This is a genomic window from Pseudomonas oplopanacis, assembly GCF_057128725.1.
This window is the reverse complement of the sequence record NZ_JBSKHV010000001.1, coordinates 445,737-464,274: the sequence shown is the minus strand read 5'-3', so window position 1 is coordinate 464,274 and position 18,538 is coordinate 445,737. Positions and strand designations below refer to the sequence as shown.

Genomic DNA, 18,538 nt, shown 5'->3' with positions numbered 1-18,538 from the left:
TTGGTTGAGGGCTTGCCCCACCGGCCATTGCGGACGGTGGGGCGAGCGTTTACTGCACGGTGACGGAGACGTTGCGCACCGAGCCCGGGGTTGATCGGATGGTGGCCGTCGGGTTGAGCGATGGGGCGACCGTGGTGTTGGTGACCGTCAGGGTCCAGCGTCCGGTGATCGCCACGTTGGCGGTGCCCAGGGTGACCAGCCCGGCCGGTGTGGTGACCTGGACGGTGACCGTGTTGCCAGCGACCGTCGACGAGGTGCCGGTGAAGTTCCAGGTGAAGCGGTTGCCGGCACGGGCGGTGACCGTGGCAGCCGTCACGTTGAAGACTTCAAGGACCAGCGGTGGCGACACCTGCACGGTGACCGTGGCCGGAGCCGACAGGGCGCCGAAGCTGTCCCGGGCGATGTAGGTGAAGGTCGTGGTGAAAGGCAGCAGCACAGCAGCCGGAGGCGTATAGGTGATCGCTGTGCCGTTGATGGCGACACTGCCGCGACCTGCTGCCGGTTGGGTGAGGCTGGCGACGGCCAGCGGCAAGTTGCCTTCAGGGTCGGTATCGTTGGCCAACACGTTGATCGTGACCGGCGCAGCCTGGGTCGAGACGCTGTCGTTGACAGCCACCGGAGACTGGTTAGGCGCCACGCTGACGGTCACGGTCACAGGGTCGGTCGAGGCCAGGCCTTTGGCGTCTTGAACCTTGTAGGTGAAGGTCGTGGTCAACGGTGCATTGACGACGGCGGGCGGGGTATAGACCACGTTGTTGACGGCCAATGCCACGGTGCCCTGGCCAGCGGCCGGTTGTGTCAGCGCGGTGACGCTCAGCGGTGTGTTGCCATCCGGGTCGCTGTCGTTGGCCAGCAGGTTGAGGGTGACTGGCACGCCGAAGGTGGTGCTGCCCACATCGGCAACGCCGATCGGCGCCTTGTTCTGGCCAGAGTCCGGAGCGGTGCCGACCACCACGACCGGCTCGGTGTCACTGCCGCCCGCGGCCGACTTGATCGTCACGGTGGCCGGTGGCTGCAGCAGATCCGGGATGGTCAAGCGCTGCAGCGTGCCGCTCTTCGATAGCCGTCCGTAACCCTGGGCGACCATGTCCGGTATGCCCACTTCGTCGGTGGAGGTGGCTTCGATCAGCAGGCTGTGATTGCTCCAGCTGTAGCGAGCGGTCTGGATTTTCACCACGTCGGTGAGTTTGCTCGACACGGAGGTCGGACGGGTTGAACCGGTCGGGTTGGTGGCAGTGATCACCACGACAGGCGGCACGGCGCCATTGGCCAGCAGGTGCTGGCCGAAGAACAGGCCGTTGTTATCGCCGACCATGGTGGTCTGGCAAGGCGAAACAGGCGGGCCGGGGACCAGGGCGATGCTTTCGCGGAAGCACAGGGTCGAGCCGTTGTTGGCTTTACCAAAGACTTCGACGCGGGTACTGCTCCCACCCGTTCCGCCGGTACGCCGGTACGTGGCGCGGCTGATTTCCACCGGTGTTTGCGCACGGCTGTCGAGCACTTTGCCGGACAGGGTGAAGAGGTTGGCCTGGATAGTCCCGGCCGGCCCCTGGATGCGCACGAAGTTGGTGTTGTTGGGGCTGCCGGTCACAGCTTCGGTGAGGTTCGGATCGCCGACGAAGGTTTCGACGGCGCCGGTTTCCGGGTTCACTTCCGTATACGGGCCGTTGACGCTGCGCAGGAATGGCCCGATATCACCGTTCACCGCGCCGCTGAAGACCCCAGGCGCTCCGACGCCGACGTCTCGGGTGATGTTGATCGCACGACGGCCGGGGGTGGTGACGTTGACCGTTTCCACGCCGTAAGGGTGGGTGATGGTGTAGGTACCGGCGACGGGAATGTTGATCCGCATGCGGATCCGCGCGAAGCTGATCTGATCACCGTCGAGCGGGTCCCCGCCGGCAAATGCAGCCTCGATCCCGGCGACGTAGGCGTCCATCCCGTAGCCTGCGGCGTTGTTGGGGATGGTGGTCTCGGCGAGGAACCAGAAGGATTCGTCTGGCCAGTTATCCGGGAACACCATCGGCTGGGCATCGTCGAAAATGCCCGGTGCCGGCAGCAGGGTGCACATGTAGGCGGGTGGTACAGAGGCGCCTACCCGCGAACTGACGGCTTTGGACTGGCACAGCTCCATCGACAGCAGATTGTTGTCCTGATACCAGATCGGGAATTTCCCGGAGGCAAAGGTATAGGGGCCGGGGTCGACGGCAGCGAGTTGCGCGAAAGCACTGCCGGACAGCGATAGAGTCAGTCCCAGGGCGTTGAGCGCCAGGCGTGGCCAATTGTTCATGATGCCTCCTGATGAGGATCTGGGCATGTGAGCGTTCATTGCACGATGACCACTTCTTCGGTGTCGCTGCCGCCATTGGATGACGTCACCCGAACCTTGGCCGGCGGAATCGGCGAAATGCCGGTGGCCAGGCTTTTCACGGCGCCATCGCCGCTGAGGGCGCCGATAGCGACCCCGGTACCCGAGGTGGCGTTGAGCACCGGTGGCGAGGTTTCATCACTGGTCGAGGCGACGATGGTGATCTGGCCGGTGCCCAGGCTGTACTCGGCACGGGAAATCACCACCAGGTCCGACAGGGGCATGGGCAGGATCGTCGGCGTGCTGCTGGCGATGGCCAGGTGGTTGTCGGCGGTCACTTGCAGAGTGTTTGGCAACGACGGATTGGTCGACGACTGCGTGTACCAATGACCGGTGCTGTCGGCTTCGGTGAAGTTCAACACCGGGTTGTTGCTGTCCAGGGTCACAGTCGCCGGTGCGGGCGGGGCCATGACGAAGACGTCCTGCTGAGCCACCGGTGCGCTGGTACCGGCATGCCGTGAGTAGGTGCTGCGCTGGGCAATGACCGGGGTTGGCCGAACCACCGTCGACAGCTTGCCGGAGACGGCAAAGAGGTCTGTGCGCAGGTCAATGCCATTCGGGCCTTCGATACGCACGTAGTTGGTGTTGAACGGACTGCCGGTGACGGCTTCCGTGAGGTTCGGGTCGCCGACGAATTGTTCGGCGGCACCGCTAATCGGGTTGGTCTCGGTGTAGGGGCCGTTGACGCTGCGCAGGAACGGTCCGACATCGCCCTTGAGCGCGCCGTCATAGGTTTTCGCTGCGCCGATGCCGATGTCCCGGGTCATGTTGATCGCCCGCCGCCCGGGGGTATCGACGGTGAACACATCGACGCCATAGGGGTGGGTTATGACATAGGTCCCGGCGGTGGGCACGTCGATGCGGATGCGGATGCGTGCGAAGCTGATCTGGTCGCCTTCCACGGGGTCGCCGCCGCTGAAGGCTGCTTCCACCGCAGAAACATAGGTCAGGTCGATGCCTCGGGCGGCATCGACGATGGTGGTTTCGCCGGTCGCCCAGAACGCTTCGTCGGGAAAGTTGGTCGGGAAGACCATCGGTTGGGTGTCGTCGAAAACACCCGGTGTGGGGATCAACGAGCACATGTAAGTCGGGGCGCCCGGGGCACTGGCCACCCTGGAGCTGACGGCCTTGGACAGGCACAGATCAAGGGTGCGGCCGTGCGTATCCTGATACCAGGCGGCGAAATTGCCGTTGGCGGGAAGGTAAGGTCCGGTGTCGACGGCAAACAGCGCCGCCTGCGCAGCGCCTTGGGCCAGAGCGGACACGATCAGGGCGATCGTGGTTTTGGACAGTAAAGGGTGCATGAGTATTCCCTCTATCAGAAGACCTGCCCGCGGGGGTGGGTCAGTTGAGAGGGCTTCGGCAACTTCCATACCAATCTTTGAAAACGGTCACGACAGGCCCGCAGGGGCTGCGTGTGGCACTGCTGCGGCAAAATCACTCCGGGCGTTGAAGCGGGCGACTGTCCCCAGTTTTGGGGGTCGATCGGGGCAGTGGGGCAAGCGGGGAAAGTGGGGGGGACAAAACCCGAAGCCGGGCAAACATCGGGCAGTGGGCTATAACCCTATAGGGAGCACCCGGGAACCTCGTCCATGACTATTCAAGCCACAGCCCTGCTCAAAGAAGAGGGCGACATTCGCCTGAGTTCGCGCAAACAGCCGTTCAATCTGCTGCGCTGGTTTTCGCTGATCAGCATGGCGGTGATCGGCACGGTGGCGCTGGCGCTGGGCGCGGTGTCCACGCGTTTTGTGATCACCGAGAGCGTGCAGCGCGATGCGTTGCTGACCTCGCAATTCATTGAAGCGATTGCCTCGGCCGAGGTGCGCCATGTGTCGATTCCCAATGTGCGGACCATGGGCGAGTTGCTCGACCCGCGCAAAGACAAGGATTTTCCCGATGTGGACCCGCAGGCCCGTGCCAGTGCCCGGGGTGAGTTCCTCGACCACATCCAGCATTTGCCCGATGTGATCCTGGCCAATATCTACTCCCCGGACCGCATGGTGATCTGGTCCACCAACCCGGAATTGATGGGTACCACGATCCATGCCGACGAGGACCTCGATCAGGCGTTCGCCTCCAAGACTCCGGTGTCCGCCAGCTATCACAACGTCGACAAGGCGCGCATGGAGCAAAAGTTCGTCACGCCGCCGGACTACATCTTCATCGAGAATTACATCCCGCTGTTCGACGCCGACCGCGACACCGTCACCGCGATGGTCGAGATCTACAAGGAGCCCAAGGACCTGATCGACCGCATGGAGCGTGGTCTGGCCCTGATCTGGCTGGCCACGGCCCTGGGTGGCGGGCTGATCTATCTGGGCTTGTACTGGATCGTGCGGCGAGCAGCGATTCTGTTGGCCACGCAACAAAAACAACTGATCACCAACGAAACCTTTGTCGCCCTCGGGGAGATGTCTTCAGCGGTTGCCCATAGTTTGCGCAACCCGTTGGCGACCATTCGTTCCAGCGCCGAGCTGGCCCTTGAGTTCGACAGTGGCCCGGCCCGCAAGAACATCAACGACATCATCGGTCAGGTCGACCGCATGTCGAAATGGGTACGGGAACTGCTGCAATCCTTGCGACCGCTCAATGACGAAGCGGAACCGGTGAACCTGGTTGCCTGCTTGCATGACAGTATGCTGGCCTTCGAGCATCAGATCGCCAAGGCTGATGTTCACGTGGTGTTCGAGCCAAAAGAGACGCCGATGGTGTTGAGCCAGCAAGTGGCGCTGACGCAGATCCTCAACAGCTTGCTGGCCAATGCGCTGGAAGCCATGGACAAGGGTGGCACGCTGACCATCCTGCTGGAGCCGATCGACAACAAAGGTATTTGTGTGAGCGTCAGCGACACTGGCAAAGGCATGAACGAGGAGCAGCGCAGCATGGCGTTCCGGCCGTTCTTTACCACCAAGCAAGGTGGCTTGGGCGTCGGGCTGGTGCTGGTGAAGCGCATCATGGACCGTTTCGGTGGCGGGGTGACCCTGGACAGCCGTGAAGGCGAGGGCACGACTGTCCGTTTGTCGTTTAAACGTTTTCCCTGAAACTGGGTATGAACTTTCCCCGTTAGCGGGTGTCAAGCCCCAGTCGTTTTTCCGGGTATGGCACATTGATGTTGATAAGCCATTGTTTTTGCGGGTGTTAATACTTTCGTATAAATCAGTTACAAATATGGCGAGCTCCTTGCAAAACCCCCATCACCCCCTTCATGACTTCGAGGCGGCTGGTGATGGACACAAAAGCGCGTTATCCCTTCAAGTGGCTTGGCCTGTTGACGCCTCTGGGCGTCCTTCTGACGATGACGCTGGGCACAGCGAATCTGCGTGCCAGCCCGATCGATGACGAGCGACAGCCTGAACCGTCCGATCCCTCGGCCTACTACGACGAACCGGCTGACGAAGCCACGGCGTTGAACGCCATTTTGACCATGCCGGAGGCCAACCAGGATTCCTTCGATTTGCCCGATGGCGTCAAAGGCACCCGCGACGATACGCGTAAAGAGAACGTCTTGCCGCCGGCGGTGCAGACCAGTTTCAACTACCCCACCAATGGCAAGCCGAGCCCGTTGTTTGGCGCCCAGCCCTTCACTCAGCAACTGGTGCTGTTCGAAGAGTTCGGCCCGGAAAAACTCGACCCCACCACACCGGCCGCGCCATTGGGTTTCCCGCCGGCAGCGGTCGGCCCGCTGCCACAACAGGACCCGACCAATGCCGCCCGCAGTGCACCACCGAGCGCGGCACTCGATGCCTTCATGCGTCAACCGGGGCTGACTCCGTTTCCCAGCCAGTACTCCAACGTGGTGGACCGCAACCCATGGCAGGCGCAGATCGAAGTGTTCCTCAACCGCCACATCGGCTCGTCGGCTGAAGGTCGTCCGCCAGGAAAGGGTTGGTCGCATCAGCGCTGGAACGAGTTCTACCCGCAAGTGGCCTACAAAACCGTGCAAACCGGGGCGAGGCTCAACAGCGGCTGGCGTGACAGCCATCAGATGCACGGTTACGCCGTGGGCGAATTCGGCCCCGGTGGCCTGTATCACAACGTCGCCGGTGTAGCGGCCACCGATGGCACCGCCAAAGGTGTCGACGCGCGTTTCCACCCGAACATGCCGGTGCAGAACCACAACTCGGTCTGGACCTTCGACGGCACCTTGCCGCCTAAATTGCTGATGGTGCGTTACGGCCAACCGGTGTTGATGCGTCACTACAACGGCTTGCCGATCGACCCCGCCGCCAACATGGGCTTTGGCTTGCACACCATCAGTACCCACGAACACAACGGTCACGCCCCGGCTGAAAGCGATGGTTATGCCAACGCGTTTTTCTTCCCCGGCCAGTATTACGACTATCGCTGGCCGATCCAGTTGGCCGGCTACGACACCATCAACACCGACGCTCATGATCCACGCGCGGCATTCCCTTGCTCGCCAGGCGAAACCCTGTGGACCAATGACGTCAACCCCAGCCGCAAAACCTGCGAGAACGGCACGATCAAGATCCGTGGCGACTGGCGCGAAACCATGAGTACCCACTGGTTCCACGACCACATGCTCGATTTCACCGCGCAGAATGTCTACAAGGGCAACGCGGCGATGATGAACTACTACAGCGCCCTGGACCGCGGTAACGAATCGGTGAACGACGGCGTCAACCTGCGCTTCCCGAGTGGCAGTGCCTTGCCGTGGGGTAACCGCGACTATGACGTCAACCTGGTGTTCGCCGACAAGGCCTGGGATCAGAGCGGTCAGCTGTGGTTCAACCCCTTCAACACCGACGGCTTCCTCGGTGACCAGGTGCTGGTCAACTGGCAGTGGAAACCGACCCTGGACGTGCGCGCCCGCAGCTATCGGTTCCGCATGCTCAACGGTTCGGTATCGCGTTACTACAAACTGGCGCTGGTACGCGAAATCAAAGGCACCAGTGGCGAGTTCCAGGGGCCTAAAGGCTCGGGCGTGTCCTATGCCCGCGTGCCGTTCCACATGATTGCCAACGACGGCAACATCATGGAACACAGCGTGCCGTTCGACGGCTCCATGGACCTCGATGCCGATGGTGATAAACAGAACCACAACGCGATCCTGCCAACCCAGGGCATCGCCGAGCGCTTCGACATCATCGTCAACTTCGCGAAAAACGGCATCAAGCCAGGGGACAAGCTGTTCTTCGTCAACCTGCTGGCCCACGACGATGGCAAAGGCCCGAAAGAGCCGATTCCGTTGGGCGACATACTGTCCGAGAAATACCTGGCGGTGATCAAACAAGGCAGCAAAGGCCCGCAGTGGGACAAGGGTGACCCGGCGGTGGGCAAGGTGTTGCAACTCAACGTCAAGGCCTACACCGGTCAAGACCTGGCCATGGACCCTGCAGCCTACGAACCGGCCAAACCGGGCAAGCCTGAAGGCCTGGTGATGATCCCGCTGAAGATCCATCGCGACAATGCGGCCGACAAGGCACTGCTGGCCCAGGCTCGTCACCGCACCTTCACCTTCGGCCGTTCCGACGGCACCGATGAAGCACCGTGGACGGTCAAGACCGATGGCGGCTTCGGCTTCCACATGGACCCACGCCGCTTGAACACTGCGACTCACTTGGCCAACGGTCCTACCGATGCCGGGGCCGCCGGTTTCGGCACCCTGGAGGTGTGGAACATCAAGCTCGGCGGCAGTGGCTGGAGCCACCCGGTGCATGTGCACTTCGAGGAGGGGATCATCCTCAGTCGCGGCGGCAAGGCACCACCGGAATGGGAAAAATGGGCACGTAAGGACGTGTACCGCATCGGCACGGAAAAAGACGGCCTGGACAGTGTCGAGATGGCGATCAACTTTCGCGAATTCGCCGGGACCTACATGGAGCACTGTCACAACACCCAGCACGAAGACAACTCGATGCTGCTGCGTTGGGACATTGAGAAACCCGGGCAATTCCAGTTGATGCCAACACCGCTGCCTAGCTGGGATGGTGTGCGCTACGTCAACTCTGCCGCGCTGCCAACCTTTCGCACTGGCGACGGCTTCGGCCCTAAAGTGACGGTCAAACAATGAAACGCCGCGAGGGAGCCGACATGAACGTGCACACGCCGCGCTCCCGCGCCCTGGGCATGCACCTGATATTGGTATTGGTCGCCTGTCTGCTGGCCAGTCAGGTGCTGCTGGCCCATGAGGGTGTGCTGGCGCCAACGGAATCGGCGACACCCTGGGGTGGCGACTATTTCCCCAACACCCTGCTGACCGACCAGGACGGTCAGCAGGTGCATTTTTTCGATGATCTGATCAAGGACAAGGTGGTGGTGATCAACTTCATCTTCACCTCGTGCAGCGACTCCTGCCCACTGGAAACCGCGCGCCTGCGCCAGGTGCAAAAGCTGCTTGGCGACCGGGTCGGAAAGGACATCTTTTTCTACTCCATCAGCATCGACCCCTTGAGCGACACACCTGAAGTGCTCAAGTCCTATGCGCAACGGTTCAAGGTCGGGCCCGGCTGGAAATTCCTCACCGGGGAATTTGCCGACGTCACTGAGCTGCGCAAGAAACTCGGGCTGTTCATTGAAGGCGTCGACAACGGACGCAGCAAGGACCACAACCTGAGCCTGATCGTTGGCAACCAGAGCACCGGTCGCTGGATGAAAGCCTCACCGTTCGAGAACCCGTGGATTCTGGCCGACCAGTTGGCCAACACCTTGCAGAACTGGAAAAAAGAAAGCGTCGCAGAAAGCTATGCCAACGCCCCGGAGATTCGCCCGCCAAGCAATGGCGAAGAACTGTTCCGCACCCGCTGCGCTTCATGCCACAGCCTGGGCCCGATGGACGGGCAGGGCCTCGGCATGCGCAGCATCGGCCCGGACCTGATCGGCGTGACCCGCCAGCGCGACCCGGCATGGCTCAACCGCTGGATTCGCGAGCCGGACAGCATGCTCAAGGAGAAAGACCCGATTGCCGTGGAGCTGTTTGAACGCTTCGACAAAATTCCGATGCCCAACCTGCGCCTGGATGAGAAATCCGCGCAATCGATTGTGGATTTTTTGCAGGAAGAAACCGAGCGCCAGCAGCCTTTGCAAGCGGCGCAGGCGCAATAGCGGCGAAATACTATCATTGGGTCAGTCAGGCACGTTCAATGCGACCTACACTGATCCGTGACACGGCTGAACAGGCTTGATATGAGCATTTCAGGACACCCTTATGCCGACAGTAGAACAACAAAAAGCACCTGCGCCGGCCACCCCGGCAGCTGAGGGCCAGAACCGGTTGGGACAGTTCAATCTGCTGCGCTGGTTTTCCCTGGGCAGCTTTTTGATCATTGCCGCCGTGGCGCTGGGTTTGGGTTATGTGTCCACGCGTTTTGTCGTCGATGAGAGCATCGAACGTGACTCCATGCTGACCGCGCAATTCATCCAGGCAATCGGTGAAGCGGAAATTCGCCACGCTGGCATCACCCCGACAAGAACCATGGGCGAAATGCTCGATCCGCGCGATGACAATGCCTATCCCGACGTCGATCCAGGCTCCCGTGCCTCGGCCCGCATAGAGTTTCTGGATCATGTCGAACACTTGCCGGACACGCTGCTGGCGGTGGTGTACGCCCTGGATCGCACGGTGGTGTGGTCGACCAATCCACAAATGATCGGTATGCGCGTCGAAGGCGACGAAGAACTGGACGAGTCCTTTGAAATGAAGGAAACCGTCTCAACCAGCTATCACCAGATCGACGAGGAACGTCCCGAACAGATGCTGTTGCGCGAGCCCAAATATCTGTTCGTCGAGAACTACATCCCGATGTTCAACGCCGACAAAAGCAAAGTGATCGCGATGGTCGAGATCTACAAGGAGCCGGTGGACCTGGTGGAACGCATCCAGCGTGGTTTCAAGGCAATCTGGATGGCGACAGTGCTCGGCGGCCTGGTCATTTACCTCGGGTTGTTCTGGATTGTGCGCCGGGCCGCGATGTTGCTGCAGAGCCAGCAACAGCAACTGATTACCAATGAGACTTTTGTTGCACTGGGGGAAATGTCATCGGCGGTGGCGCACAGTTTGCGCAACCCGCTGGCAAACATTCGCTCCAGCGCCGAACTGGCCCAGGAAATCGCCAGCCAGAGTGCGCAGAAGAACATCGGCGACATCATCAACCAGGTCGATCGCATGTCGCGTTGGGTCCGGGAGTTGCTGGTGTCGTTGCGGCCCATGAATGATGACTACGAGACGGTCGACCTGGTGCTGGCCATCGATGACACCCTGAGTGCTTTCGATGCGCTGATCAGACGTTCGAACGTGGAGGTGCATTTCACACCTCAAACCTGCCCACCGGTCGTCAGCCAACAGGTGCTGCTCACGCAAATTCTCAATAGCCTGTTTGCCAACGCCCTCGAAGCCATGCCCAAGGGCGGCCACTTGACCGTCGACATTGAACAGCCACAACCCGGCCAAGTGCGCATGACCCTCAGTGACACCGGCAAAGGCATGACCAAGCAGCAGCAACAGATGGTCTTCAAGCCGTTCTTCACCACCAAACAAGGCGGGTTGGGCGTCGGCCTGGCCCTGGTCAAACGAATAATGGAGCGTTTCGAAGGCTCGGTCGAGCTGACCAGCCAGGAGCAGGAGGGAACCCGCGTCTGTCTCAATTTTAAAGTGGCAACGGGAGGGGAATATGGAGCACAGCATATTGCTGGTCGAGGATGATGAACTCCTCGCCGAGAATATTCAGACCTACCTGGAGCGCAAAGACTTCGAGGTGACGGTCTGCCACTCTGCTGAAGATGCATTGGAGCAATTGAGTACGTTCGCCCCGGATGTGGTGCTGACCGACAACTCGTTGCCGGGTATGAGTGGTCACGACCTGATCCAGAAGCTGCGCATCAGCGCGCCGGATCTGAAAGTGATCATGATGACCGGTTACGGCAACGTCGAAGATGCCGTGGTGGCGATGAAAGAGGGCGCTTTTCATTACGTCACCAAACCGGTGGCCCTGCCCGAGCTCAAGCTGCTGCTCGACAAGGCGCTGGCCACGGACCGCATGGAGCGCACGTTGTCGTTCTATCAGGAACGCGAAGCGCAGAAGTCCGGCGTGCAGGCCTTGATCGGCGAATCGGCGCCGATGAACTACCTGAAGAACACCATCGCCCAATTGCTCGATGCCGAGCGCCGCATGGCCAACACCGACCTGCCGCCGGTGCTGGTCGAAGGCGAGACCGGCACCGGTAAGGAACTGGTGGCGCGGGCGTTGCACTTTGACGGCCCGCGCAGCAAAGGCCCGTTCATTGAATTCAACTGCGCATCGATCCCGTCCAACCTTGTGGAATCGGAACTGTTCGGCCACGAGAAGGGCGCCTTTACCGACGCCAAGGACCGCCGGACTGGCCTGGTGGAAGCGGCCGATGGCGGTACGTTGTTTCTCGATGAAGTCGGTGAAATGGACCTGATACTGCAAGCCAAACTGCTCAAGCTGCTGGAAGACCGAACCATTCGCCGGGTCGGTGCGGTGAAGGAGCGCAAGGTCGATCTGCGGGTCATCAGCGCCACCAACTGCAACCTCGAACAAATGGTCCAGCAGGGCAAGTTTCGCCGTGACCTGTTCTTCCGTCTGCGGATCATTTCCATCAAGGTGCCGCGCCTGTATGCCCGTGGCGAAGACATCCTGCTGCTGGCCCGGCATTTCCTGTCGATTCACGGCAAACGCTATGGCAAGCCGAACCTGCATTTCAGCGATCAGGCTGAAGAGCTGCTTCTGAGCTACAGCTGGCCGGGCAACGTGCGCGAGCTGCGCAACATGCTCGAGCAAACCGTGCTGCTGGCCCAGAGCGATACCATCGCCGCGCATCAGTTGAACGTCTGCCTGAGCCTGGTGGACGACCCGCCGATGTATCAGCATGAGCCGCAACACCACGAGCCGCGCCCGGTCTACAGCGGCACCGAGTCGATGAACCTGCCGGAAGTCGAGCGCGACATGGTGCGCAAGATGCTCGACAAGACCGACTGGAACGTCACCAAGTCCGCTCGGCTGTTGGGCCTTAGCCGCGACATGTTGCGTTACCGGATCGAAAAACTCGGCCTGGCACGCCCGGATAAGCGCCAGTGGTGAACCTTATTGCAGCACAGGCCCCTGACGACTGAGGCATTCGAGCAGGCAGCCCGGGTCGATGACTTCTTCGTTCACATACACGCCGTGCTCGGCGTCGTACGTGCGAATGAACACCCGGGTGGAGGCATCGGCGATGGTCGGCAAGCGTGAATCGTAGAACACGTGCTCGCTGGAAATCGGCACGAAATCCTGGGGCGAAGTCGGGATGTACGACCCCGGCGGAATGATGTTCATGGAGGGCGGAACCGGGTGAGCAAAGGGCTGGTCGGCTCCGTAATAATTGAATTCACTGCTGTAGTCGGTGGTCGGCGTCAGGCTGTCGTCCGCGTGGGCGACGCTCGCCAGCGTCAGGCAGACAGTGAACAGCATCAGATCGGTTTTTTTCATGGCAACACCTGTGCATTCGGTTTTCGCGCAATTCCCCAAGGTCATTAACTATAGCTGCCGTACGGGTAGCGCGTTCGCCATGGCCGGTTTACAAGATTCCAACAGGTTTTTTCAGCGCTTCGATCTAGACTTGGGCCGGTCAATCAAGACCCGAATCTGGAGCGTGCAATGGAAATGCCGACGCAAGAACAAGCCATCGCCAGCAACCGCGAGGCGTGGAACGATTCCGCCCGACATCACAAAGACACCCGCGAATGGCACGAGATGGTGAGTGCTGTGGGGCAGAGGGATTTTACCTGCCTGGATGCGACGTTGACCGGGGTGCTGGAACAGGTAGGCGTCGATGGCAAGGACGTGGTGCAACTGGGCTGCAACAACGGCCGAGAAAGTCTCTCGCTGTATGCGCTGGGTACCCGCAGCGTGGTGGGGGTCGATCAGTCGGCAGCGTTTCTCGATCAGGCGCGGGAGTTGGCGTCGCGCTCACCCCATCAGCCTGAATTTATCGAAGCCGATATCCATCATTTACCGACCTCGTTGCATCAGCGTTTCGACGTGGCCCTGATCACCATCGGCGTGTTGAACTGGATGCCGGACATTGGCGAGTTCATGCGGCATGTCGCGCAAACCCTCAAGCCGGGCGGGGCGCTGGTGGTGTACGAAACCCATCCGTTCCTGGAAATGTTCGACCCCGAATCGGCTGATCCGTATCGCCCCGACAGCTCGTATTTTCGCCGCGAGCCGTTTGTGCAGAATCAGCCGATTGTTTACGAAGGCAAGGTCGAGCAGCAGGCTGCGGCGTCCTACTGGTTTGTTCACACCCTGGGAGACATCTTCACCGGTGCCCTCGATGCAGGGTTGCAGATCAGCCACTTCAAGGAATACCCGCACTCGAATCGGGAGGAATTGTATGACCGGTATGAGCGGCAGGTGGCGCAGTTGCCGATGTGTTTTTCGTTGGTGGTGGTGAAGCGCTGAGAAAAGTAGTGCCGCTTCCGGCCCCTTCGCGAGCAGGCTCGCTCCCACAGTTTTGATCTTCACTAGGCACAGATTTTGTGTCCGGCGTAGATCCCTGTAGGAGCCGAGCTTGCTCGCGATGGCCGCACCACGGTTTATCTGTCAGCCATCAAACCTTTTTCAGGTGTTCAAATCATCAGCCTCATGCCGTTCAGGCACCTGGCTTTCCTCATCGCCCCACGTACGGTTGACGCGCTGCCCGCGCAGGACCGCAGGGCGCTTGGCGATTTCCTCCGCCCAGCGCTGCACGTGGGTGTATTCGTGTGCAGACAGAAATTCGGCCGCCGAGTACACCTTGTCTCGCACCAGTTGGCCATACCAGGGCCAGACCGCAATGTCGGCGATGGTGTAGTGATCGCCCGCCAGGTAGGCGCTTTCGGCCAGTCGGCGATCAAGGACATCCAGCTGCCGCTTGGTCTCCATCGTGAAGCGGTTGATCGGGTACTCGAGTTTCTCCGGCGCGTAGGCATAGAAATGCCCGAAGCCGCCGCCCAGATAGGGGGCCGCGCCCATTTGCCAGAACAGCCAATTCAAGGTTTCGGTGCGTCCTGCCGCATCGGTGGGCAGGAAAGCGCCGAATTTTTCCGCCAGATACAGCAGGATCGAACCGGATTCGAAAACGCGGATCGGCGGCTTCGCGCTGTGGTCCAGCAATGCCGGGATTTTCGAATTCGGGTTGATGTCGACAAAGCCGCTGGAGAACTGATCACCGTCGTTGATGCGGATCAGCCAGGCGTCATATTCCGCGCCGGTATGCCCAAGCGCCAATAGCTCTTCCAGCAGGATGGTCACTTTCACGCCGTTGGGCGTGGCGAGGGAGTAGAGCTGCAATGGATGCTTGCCGACCGGTAAGGTCTTGTCATGGGTCGGCCCGGCGGTTGGCCGGTTGATGCTGGCGAATTCGCCGCCAGACGGGGCGTTGTGTTTCCAGACCTTGGGCGGAATGTAGGACGCTTTGCTCATGAGACGGACCCCCATTGTTGGCGTGCTGTGATCACAGATTGCAAATGGACAATGCTGTGAACCATGGCAGAAGGTCGTTCAGATGTCACTGATGTCTGGCCTGGAAGATCCCCTGTGGGAGCGAGCCGGCTCCGGGCGGCGTTCCGACGAAAGCGGTGTCACTGACACCGCATTTCTCAAGCGGACATCAAGCCTGCGCCGCACTCGTCACCACTGGCCGGCCCGGTTTGCGCAGTGGGTCCAGGCGTGAACCGGTATAGGTGGATTGGCGGTAGAAGCGCCAGCGGCCGAACAGGCCATAGACGTGAGTCACGCGCCCCTGTTCGTGATACCCCATGCGGATGTGCAGCTTGAGGGCCGGGATGTTGTGGGTTTCGCAGGTGTCCACCACCTTGTTGCAGCCTTGTGCCTGCATCGCTTCCCACAGGGCGACCTGGACATCCACCGACAGGCTGGTGCCGAAGTAGGCGCGGGTCATTTCGCCGCCGAATTCAAAGAACTCACCGGGTTTGACCGGGAACCAGCAGCCGTAATAGTGACGGTCGTGATAGTCGCGGGTGCTGCCCCAGATGAACGCGCAGGCGTGGCCTTCGTCGTCCAGGTACATGTGCCCGGTGTGACCTTCGGCGGCAAGTTCGGCCATGGTGCCGACGCGGTCACCAAAATGCTTGGCAAATGCCGTGGCGTTTTCCGGGGTGATGTCCACCTTGCGTAAACCCGAATAGGGACGCAGTTTGTGCGGCGGCACCGGACTGACCAGGTCGCGCTCCATCCACAGCAGTTCCCAATGGAAAAACACATAGCGCTTCCACAGGGTGTTGAATGTGCGGCTCAGACCTTTTTGTTTGATGCGTTCGCGAAGCTTGTCGAGTGCGTTCATGAAGCCCTCCTTGACGAAGGAAATGGTCGTGCGTGGATGAATGTAGTGTGGGTATAGATCACAGTGGCCATTTCATGGCGCTGCCATCTCCGGCCTTTTGTTTCAACGTGTGTAACAGTTCAGACACAATTTCAGGCGTCAAAAAACCGTGTTGTTTTTTATTCCAGCACCGCCTCCGCACGCTCGCTGAACGACTTGCCCACCACGGTGTAGGCGACGCGTTCCACCCCCGGCAAACGCTGCTCCAGCAGGGCGCTCAACGACTCGCCCTGATCCAGATAAGCATCGCCAAAATCGGCACCGAGCTGATTGGGGTGCGCGACAATCTCCAGCAACCCATCCAGCGGCGGCGCCGCATTGCGCAGATCAACCGGGGTGCACACATAGTCAGCGGTGGCGCCGGCCAAGTGGTTTAGACGCCGATTGAGCAGCTCCTTGAATACGCGTTTGGGCAGGCTCAGGTTTTGCCCCAGGTTGCGCGCCAGCCGTACCGGCACGCCTTGACGGGCAGCGAAGCGGGCGACGATTTCACCGATGGGCCAAATGTTGTGTACGTGCTGATGGGAGTCCAGATGGCTCGGGCGTACGCCGTTGTCCAGGCAACGCTGCCATTGCGCTTCGAGTTCTTCGAGCACCGCCGCACGATCCCGGCGACTGAGCCAGAGACGGTGGCGGGGCAGGTTGAGGTCGAACACGCCGGCGCTGTCGCAGAACGTCCTGCGATTCAGAATCGACTGGCTAAGGGGCCGGCCGTAGGTGAGGTTGAAGTGCAGCCCGATCCGCCCTTCGAGCATCGGGTGCCGCGCCATCACACACGCCGCTTCGAAGGCCGGCATGTTGGCCATGGCCGTGGCGGAGCTGATGACACCGGCCTGGAAGGCCCCGAGGATCACCGCATTTTCGCAGGCACTGAGGCCGAAATCGTCAGCGTTGACTATGACTTGGCGAGGCATGTTCGCTCTCCATGATGGTTTTTGCCGGCTCGACGGCTTTGGCGACAGGCGCGGCAACCGGTGCGGGTTTTACCGCTGCTGCCGCACGCCGGGCTTTCCACTGTTGCCACAAAGGCTTGAGCCGCTGCCAGAAGCGCAACGCCAGGCCCAATGCGAGACCGCTCGGGCGCCAGGAATAGAAACTCCAACGCCAGTGTTCCAGCTGTCCGGTCATGCGTTCGTGCAGTTGATGGCTGGAGTTTTCCAGGCTGACCCGTGAGGCATCGATCCAGCGCCAGTTCTCGTCCAGCCCCCAGCGAATCCATTCTTCCAGCAGTACCCGGCCGCTGCCCAGATCGGCGTATTGCGGCAGAAAGGCCAAGTTGTAATCGTACAGCCGACCTTGCTCCAGCAAGCCGAGGCGGTAGCTGATGCAACGGCCGTCCAGTTCCAGCACCACCACCCGCACCAGTCCTTGTTCGGCGAGGGCGGTGAAGGCGCGGTCCATCCATTGCCGATGACGCTCGTCAGAGAAAATCCCGACGCCTTCGTCACCTTTCCAACTCACCGCTTCAACTTCGCTGATGGCCTGCAGCAACGGGCCCATGGTCGAGGCATCCGGGGTGATCCGTCGAACCTGGGCGCCACACGCGGCGATGCGTTTACGCGCACGCCGCAGTTTGTAGCGCGGGTCGCCGGAGACTTCCTGATGGTCGGCCTCGCTGATCAGGTGTACCGGCACCCGGCAGCTGAGCCGGCGTTCACCGGTCGAGCTGTGGGCCATCCATTGCGTCAGCACGCTTTCTTCGCCGACCGGTTCCGACAGCTCATTGAGTTGCAGCAAGGCATGGGGCAAGTGTCTACGGATCTCGACCAAAGCCTTGCGCGTGTCCTCGGCGTCCATGCAGGTGAGTAAGGCGAGACGGTCGGCGAGGGGATAACCCAAGTGATGCAGCGTCCGAAACGGCAGCCCGGCGAACCGCTCGACGGACGCCACCAGCGGCAGGCACAACTGCAACTCATTGCCTTCCCAGCCCAGCAGCACGTGCAGGCGCTGCCCGGCGGTCAATGCTTGTTCAGACGCGGCCATCCAGGCCAGCGTGTTGAACGGCGTGTGGTCCGTCACCCGCAGACGCAGCGCTTCGTAAGCCGCTGCCGGGAAGTCAGCGGCGCACAGTGACGTGCGCCATTCCAATCGTGCCGCCATAAGGTCAGGTCGCCGAGGCTGGGACAGGTTCACGGGCCGGTTTGCGCAAGGCATCCAGACGCGAGCCTGTGTAACGGGTTTCGCGGAAGAAGCGCCAGCCGAACAGGCTGTACACGTTCATGATCCGCCCTTGCTCCTGATACCCCATGCGCATGTGCAGCTTGAGGGCCGGAATGTTGTGGAACTCGCAGACATCCACCACCTTGTTGCAACCCTGGGCCTGCATCGCTTTCCACAGCTCCAGTTGCAGGTCCACCGAGAGCGTGGTGCCCCAATACGCGCGGGTCAGTTCGCCGCCGAATTCGAAGAACTCGCCTTCCTTCACCGGGAACCAGCAGCCGTAGTAATGCTTGTCGTTATAGTTGCGCGCCGCGCCCCAAATAAACGCTACCGCGTCGCCCTTATCGTCCAGGTGCATGTGCCCGGTGTAGCCCTCGCGGGCCAGCTCGGCCATGGTCTCTACACGGTCACCAAAGTAGCGGGTGAACGCCACGGCCTTCTGCGCGGTAATGGTTTCAACCCGCAGTGGCGGGTACGGCCGTAGCTTGTGTGGCGGCACCGGGCTGACCAGGTCGCGTTCCATCCACAACAGTTCCTCGTGGAAGAACACGTAATGCTTCCAGACTTTTTTCAACGTGGCGCTCAGGCCTTTTTGTTTGATCTGTTCGCTGAGTTTGTGCAAAACACTCATGTTATGTCTCCTGACGGCGGTGGCCGTGGTGGGAG

Annotated in this window: 14 protein-coding genes; 6 read left to right on the top strand and 8 right to left on the bottom strand. The window is 60.8% G+C overall.

Annotation, left to right across the window (positions count from 1 at the left end; translation table 11 throughout):
• Positions 1 to 49: 49 nt before the first annotated feature.
• Complete coding sequence (locus ACWKV5_RS02200) at positions 50 to 2,290, bottom strand: Ig-like domain-containing protein (RefSeq protein ID WP_483839972.1); 2,241 nt, start codon at positions 2,288 to 2,290, stop codon at positions 50 to 52.
• 35 nt (positions 2,291 to 2,325) lie between these two features.
• Entirely contained in the window at positions 2,326 to 3,672 is a 1,347-nt protein-coding gene (locus tag ACWKV5_RS02195) for a hypothetical protein (RefSeq protein ID WP_483839971.1), read from the bottom strand.
• 288 nt (positions 3,673 to 3,960) lie between these two features.
• On the opposite strand from ACWKV5_RS02195, the gene ACWKV5_RS02190 reads away from it, so the two are divergent.
• The 5 genes from ACWKV5_RS02190 to ACWKV5_RS02170 all read left to right on the top strand — a co-directional run bounded on the left by ACWKV5_RS02190 (position 3,961) and on the right by ACWKV5_RS02170 (position 12,429).
• On the top strand, positions 3,961 to 5,409 hold the full coding sequence (locus ACWKV5_RS02190) for a sensor histidine kinase (RefSeq protein WP_483839970.1): 1,449 nt from the start codon (positions 3,961 to 3,963) through the stop codon (positions 5,407 to 5,409).
• 185 nt (positions 5,410 to 5,594) lie between these two features.
• On the top strand, positions 5,595 to 8,402 hold the full coding sequence (locus ACWKV5_RS02185) for a multicopper oxidase domain-containing protein (protein WP_483839969.1): 2,808 nt from the start codon (positions 5,595 to 5,597) through the stop codon (positions 8,400 to 8,402).
• A gap of 20 nt (positions 8,403 to 8,422) precedes the next feature.
• Positions 8,423 to 9,433 carry an SCO family protein gene (locus ACWKV5_RS02180; RefSeq protein ID WP_483839968.1) on the top strand — a complete coding sequence of 337 codons (1,011 nt, stop codon included), beginning with the start codon at positions 8,423 to 8,425 and terminating at the stop codon, positions 9,431 to 9,433.
• 103 nt (positions 9,434 to 9,536) lie between these two features.
• The gene (locus ACWKV5_RS02175) at positions 9,537 to 11,030 is read left to right on the top strand and encodes a sensor histidine kinase (RefSeq protein WP_483839967.1); all 1,494 of its coding nucleotides are present in this window, start codon (positions 9,537 to 9,539) and stop codon (positions 11,028 to 11,030) included.
• The gene (locus tag ACWKV5_RS02170) at positions 10,999 to 12,429 is read left to right on the top strand and encodes a sigma-54-dependent transcriptional regulator (protein ID WP_483839966.1); all 1,431 of its coding nucleotides are present in this window, start codon (positions 10,999 to 11,001) and stop codon (positions 12,427 to 12,429) included. The genes ACWKV5_RS02175 and ACWKV5_RS02170 overlap by 32 nt, the downstream gene beginning before the upstream one ends.
• Positions 12,430 to 12,432: 3 nt before the next feature.
• Here ACWKV5_RS02170 and ACWKV5_RS02165 read toward each other — a convergent pair whose 3' ends face one another.
• Entirely contained in the window at positions 12,433 to 12,816 is a 384-nt protein-coding gene (locus tag ACWKV5_RS02165; protein ID WP_483839965.1) for a hypothetical protein, read from the bottom strand.
• 168 nt (positions 12,817 to 12,984) lie between these two features.
• On the opposite strand from ACWKV5_RS02165, the gene ACWKV5_RS02160 reads away from it, so the two are divergent.
• Complete coding sequence (locus ACWKV5_RS02160; RefSeq protein WP_483839964.1) at positions 12,985 to 13,791, top strand: class I SAM-dependent methyltransferase; 807 nt, start codon at positions 12,985 to 12,987, stop codon at positions 13,789 to 13,791.
• Between the two features lie 159 nt (positions 13,792 to 13,950).
• Here ACWKV5_RS02160 and yghU read toward each other — a convergent pair whose 3' ends face one another.
• The 5 genes from yghU to ACWKV5_RS02135 form a co-directional block, all read right to left on the bottom strand.
• Positions 13,951 to 14,793 (bottom strand): glutathione-dependent disulfide-bond oxidoreductase, encoded by an 843-nt coding sequence (gene yghU, locus ACWKV5_RS02155; protein ID WP_483839963.1) that lies wholly within the window; start codon positions 14,791 to 14,793, stop codon positions 13,951 to 13,953.
• Between the two features lie 187 nt (positions 14,794 to 14,980).
• The gene (locus ACWKV5_RS02150) at positions 14,981 to 15,673 is read right to left on the bottom strand and encodes an N-acetyltransferase family protein (RefSeq protein ID WP_483839962.1); all 693 of its coding nucleotides are present in this window, start codon (positions 15,671 to 15,673) and stop codon (positions 14,981 to 14,983) included.
• A gap of 158 nt (positions 15,674 to 15,831) precedes the next feature.
• Positions 15,832 to 16,626 (bottom strand): ChbG/HpnK family deacetylase, encoded by a 795-nt coding sequence (locus ACWKV5_RS02145; RefSeq protein WP_483839961.1) that lies wholly within the window; start codon positions 16,624 to 16,626, stop codon positions 15,832 to 15,834.
• Positions 16,598 to 17,812, bottom strand: a complete 1,215-nt coding sequence (locus ACWKV5_RS02140; RefSeq protein WP_483839960.1) for a GNAT family N-acetyltransferase — start codon at positions 17,810 to 17,812, stop codon at positions 16,598 to 16,600. Before ACWKV5_RS02140 ends, ACWKV5_RS02145 begins: the two co-directional genes overlap by 29 nt.
• A gap of 4 nt (positions 17,813 to 17,816) precedes the next feature.
• Positions 17,817 to 18,503 carry an N-acetyltransferase gene (locus tag ACWKV5_RS02135; protein ID WP_483839959.1) on the bottom strand — a complete coding sequence of 229 codons (687 nt, stop codon included), beginning with the start codon at positions 18,501 to 18,503 and terminating at the stop codon, positions 17,817 to 17,819.
• Positions 18,504 to 18,538: the final 35 nt, after the last annotated feature.

What these genes read in the sequence shown, in the direction of transcription:
- ACWKV5_RS02135 (WP_483839959.1), bottom strand. Translation starts at nt 18,503, where the DNA reads ATGAGTGTTTTGCACAAACTCAGCGAACAGATCAAACAAAAAGGCCTG.
- ACWKV5_RS02185 (WP_483839969.1), top strand. Translation starts at nt 5,595, where the DNA reads ATGGACACAAAAGCGCGTTATCCCTTCAAGTGGCTTGGCCTGTTGACG.
- ACWKV5_RS02165 (WP_483839965.1), bottom strand. Translation starts at nt 12,816, where the DNA reads ATGAAAAAAACCGATCTGATGCTGTTCACTGTCTGCCTGACGCTGGCG.
- ACWKV5_RS02180 (WP_483839968.1), top strand. Translation starts at nt 8,423, where the DNA reads ATGAACGTGCACACGCCGCGCTCCCGCGCCCTGGGCATGCACCTGATA.
- ACWKV5_RS02175 (WP_483839967.1), top strand. Translation starts at nt 9,537, where the DNA reads ATGCCGACAGTAGAACAACAAAAAGCACCTGCGCCGGCCACCCCGGCA.
- ACWKV5_RS02160 (WP_483839964.1), top strand. Translation starts at nt 12,985, where the DNA reads ATGGAAATGCCGACGCAAGAACAAGCCATCGCCAGCAACCGCGAGGCG.
- ACWKV5_RS02150 (WP_483839962.1), bottom strand. Translation starts at nt 15,673, where the DNA reads ATGAACGCACTCGACAAGCTTCGCGAACGCATCAAACAAAAAGGTCTG.
- ACWKV5_RS02195 (WP_483839971.1), bottom strand. Translation starts at nt 3,672, where the DNA reads ATGCACCCTTTACTGTCCAAAACCACGATCGCCCTGATCGTGTCCGCT.
- yghU (WP_483839963.1), bottom strand. Translation starts at nt 14,793, where the DNA reads ATGAGCAAAGCGTCCTACATTCCGCCCAAGGTCTGGAAACACAACGCC.
- ACWKV5_RS02170 (WP_483839966.1), top strand. Translation starts at nt 10,999, where the DNA reads ATGGAGCACAGCATATTGCTGGTCGAGGATGATGAACTCCTCGCCGAG.
- ACWKV5_RS02200 (WP_483839972.1), bottom strand. Translation starts at nt 2,290, where the DNA reads ATGAACAATTGGCCACGCCTGGCGCTCAACGCCCTGGGACTGACTCTA.
- ACWKV5_RS02145 (WP_483839961.1), bottom strand. Translation starts at nt 16,626, where the DNA reads ATGCCTCGCCAAGTCATAGTCAACGCTGACGATTTCGGCCTCAGTGCC.
- ACWKV5_RS02190 (WP_483839970.1), top strand. Translation starts at nt 3,961, where the DNA reads ATGACTATTCAAGCCACAGCCCTGCTCAAAGAAGAGGGCGACATTCGC.
- ACWKV5_RS02140 (WP_483839960.1), bottom strand. Translation starts at nt 17,812, where the DNA reads ATGGCGGCACGATTGGAATGGCGCACGTCACTGTGCGCCGCTGACTTC.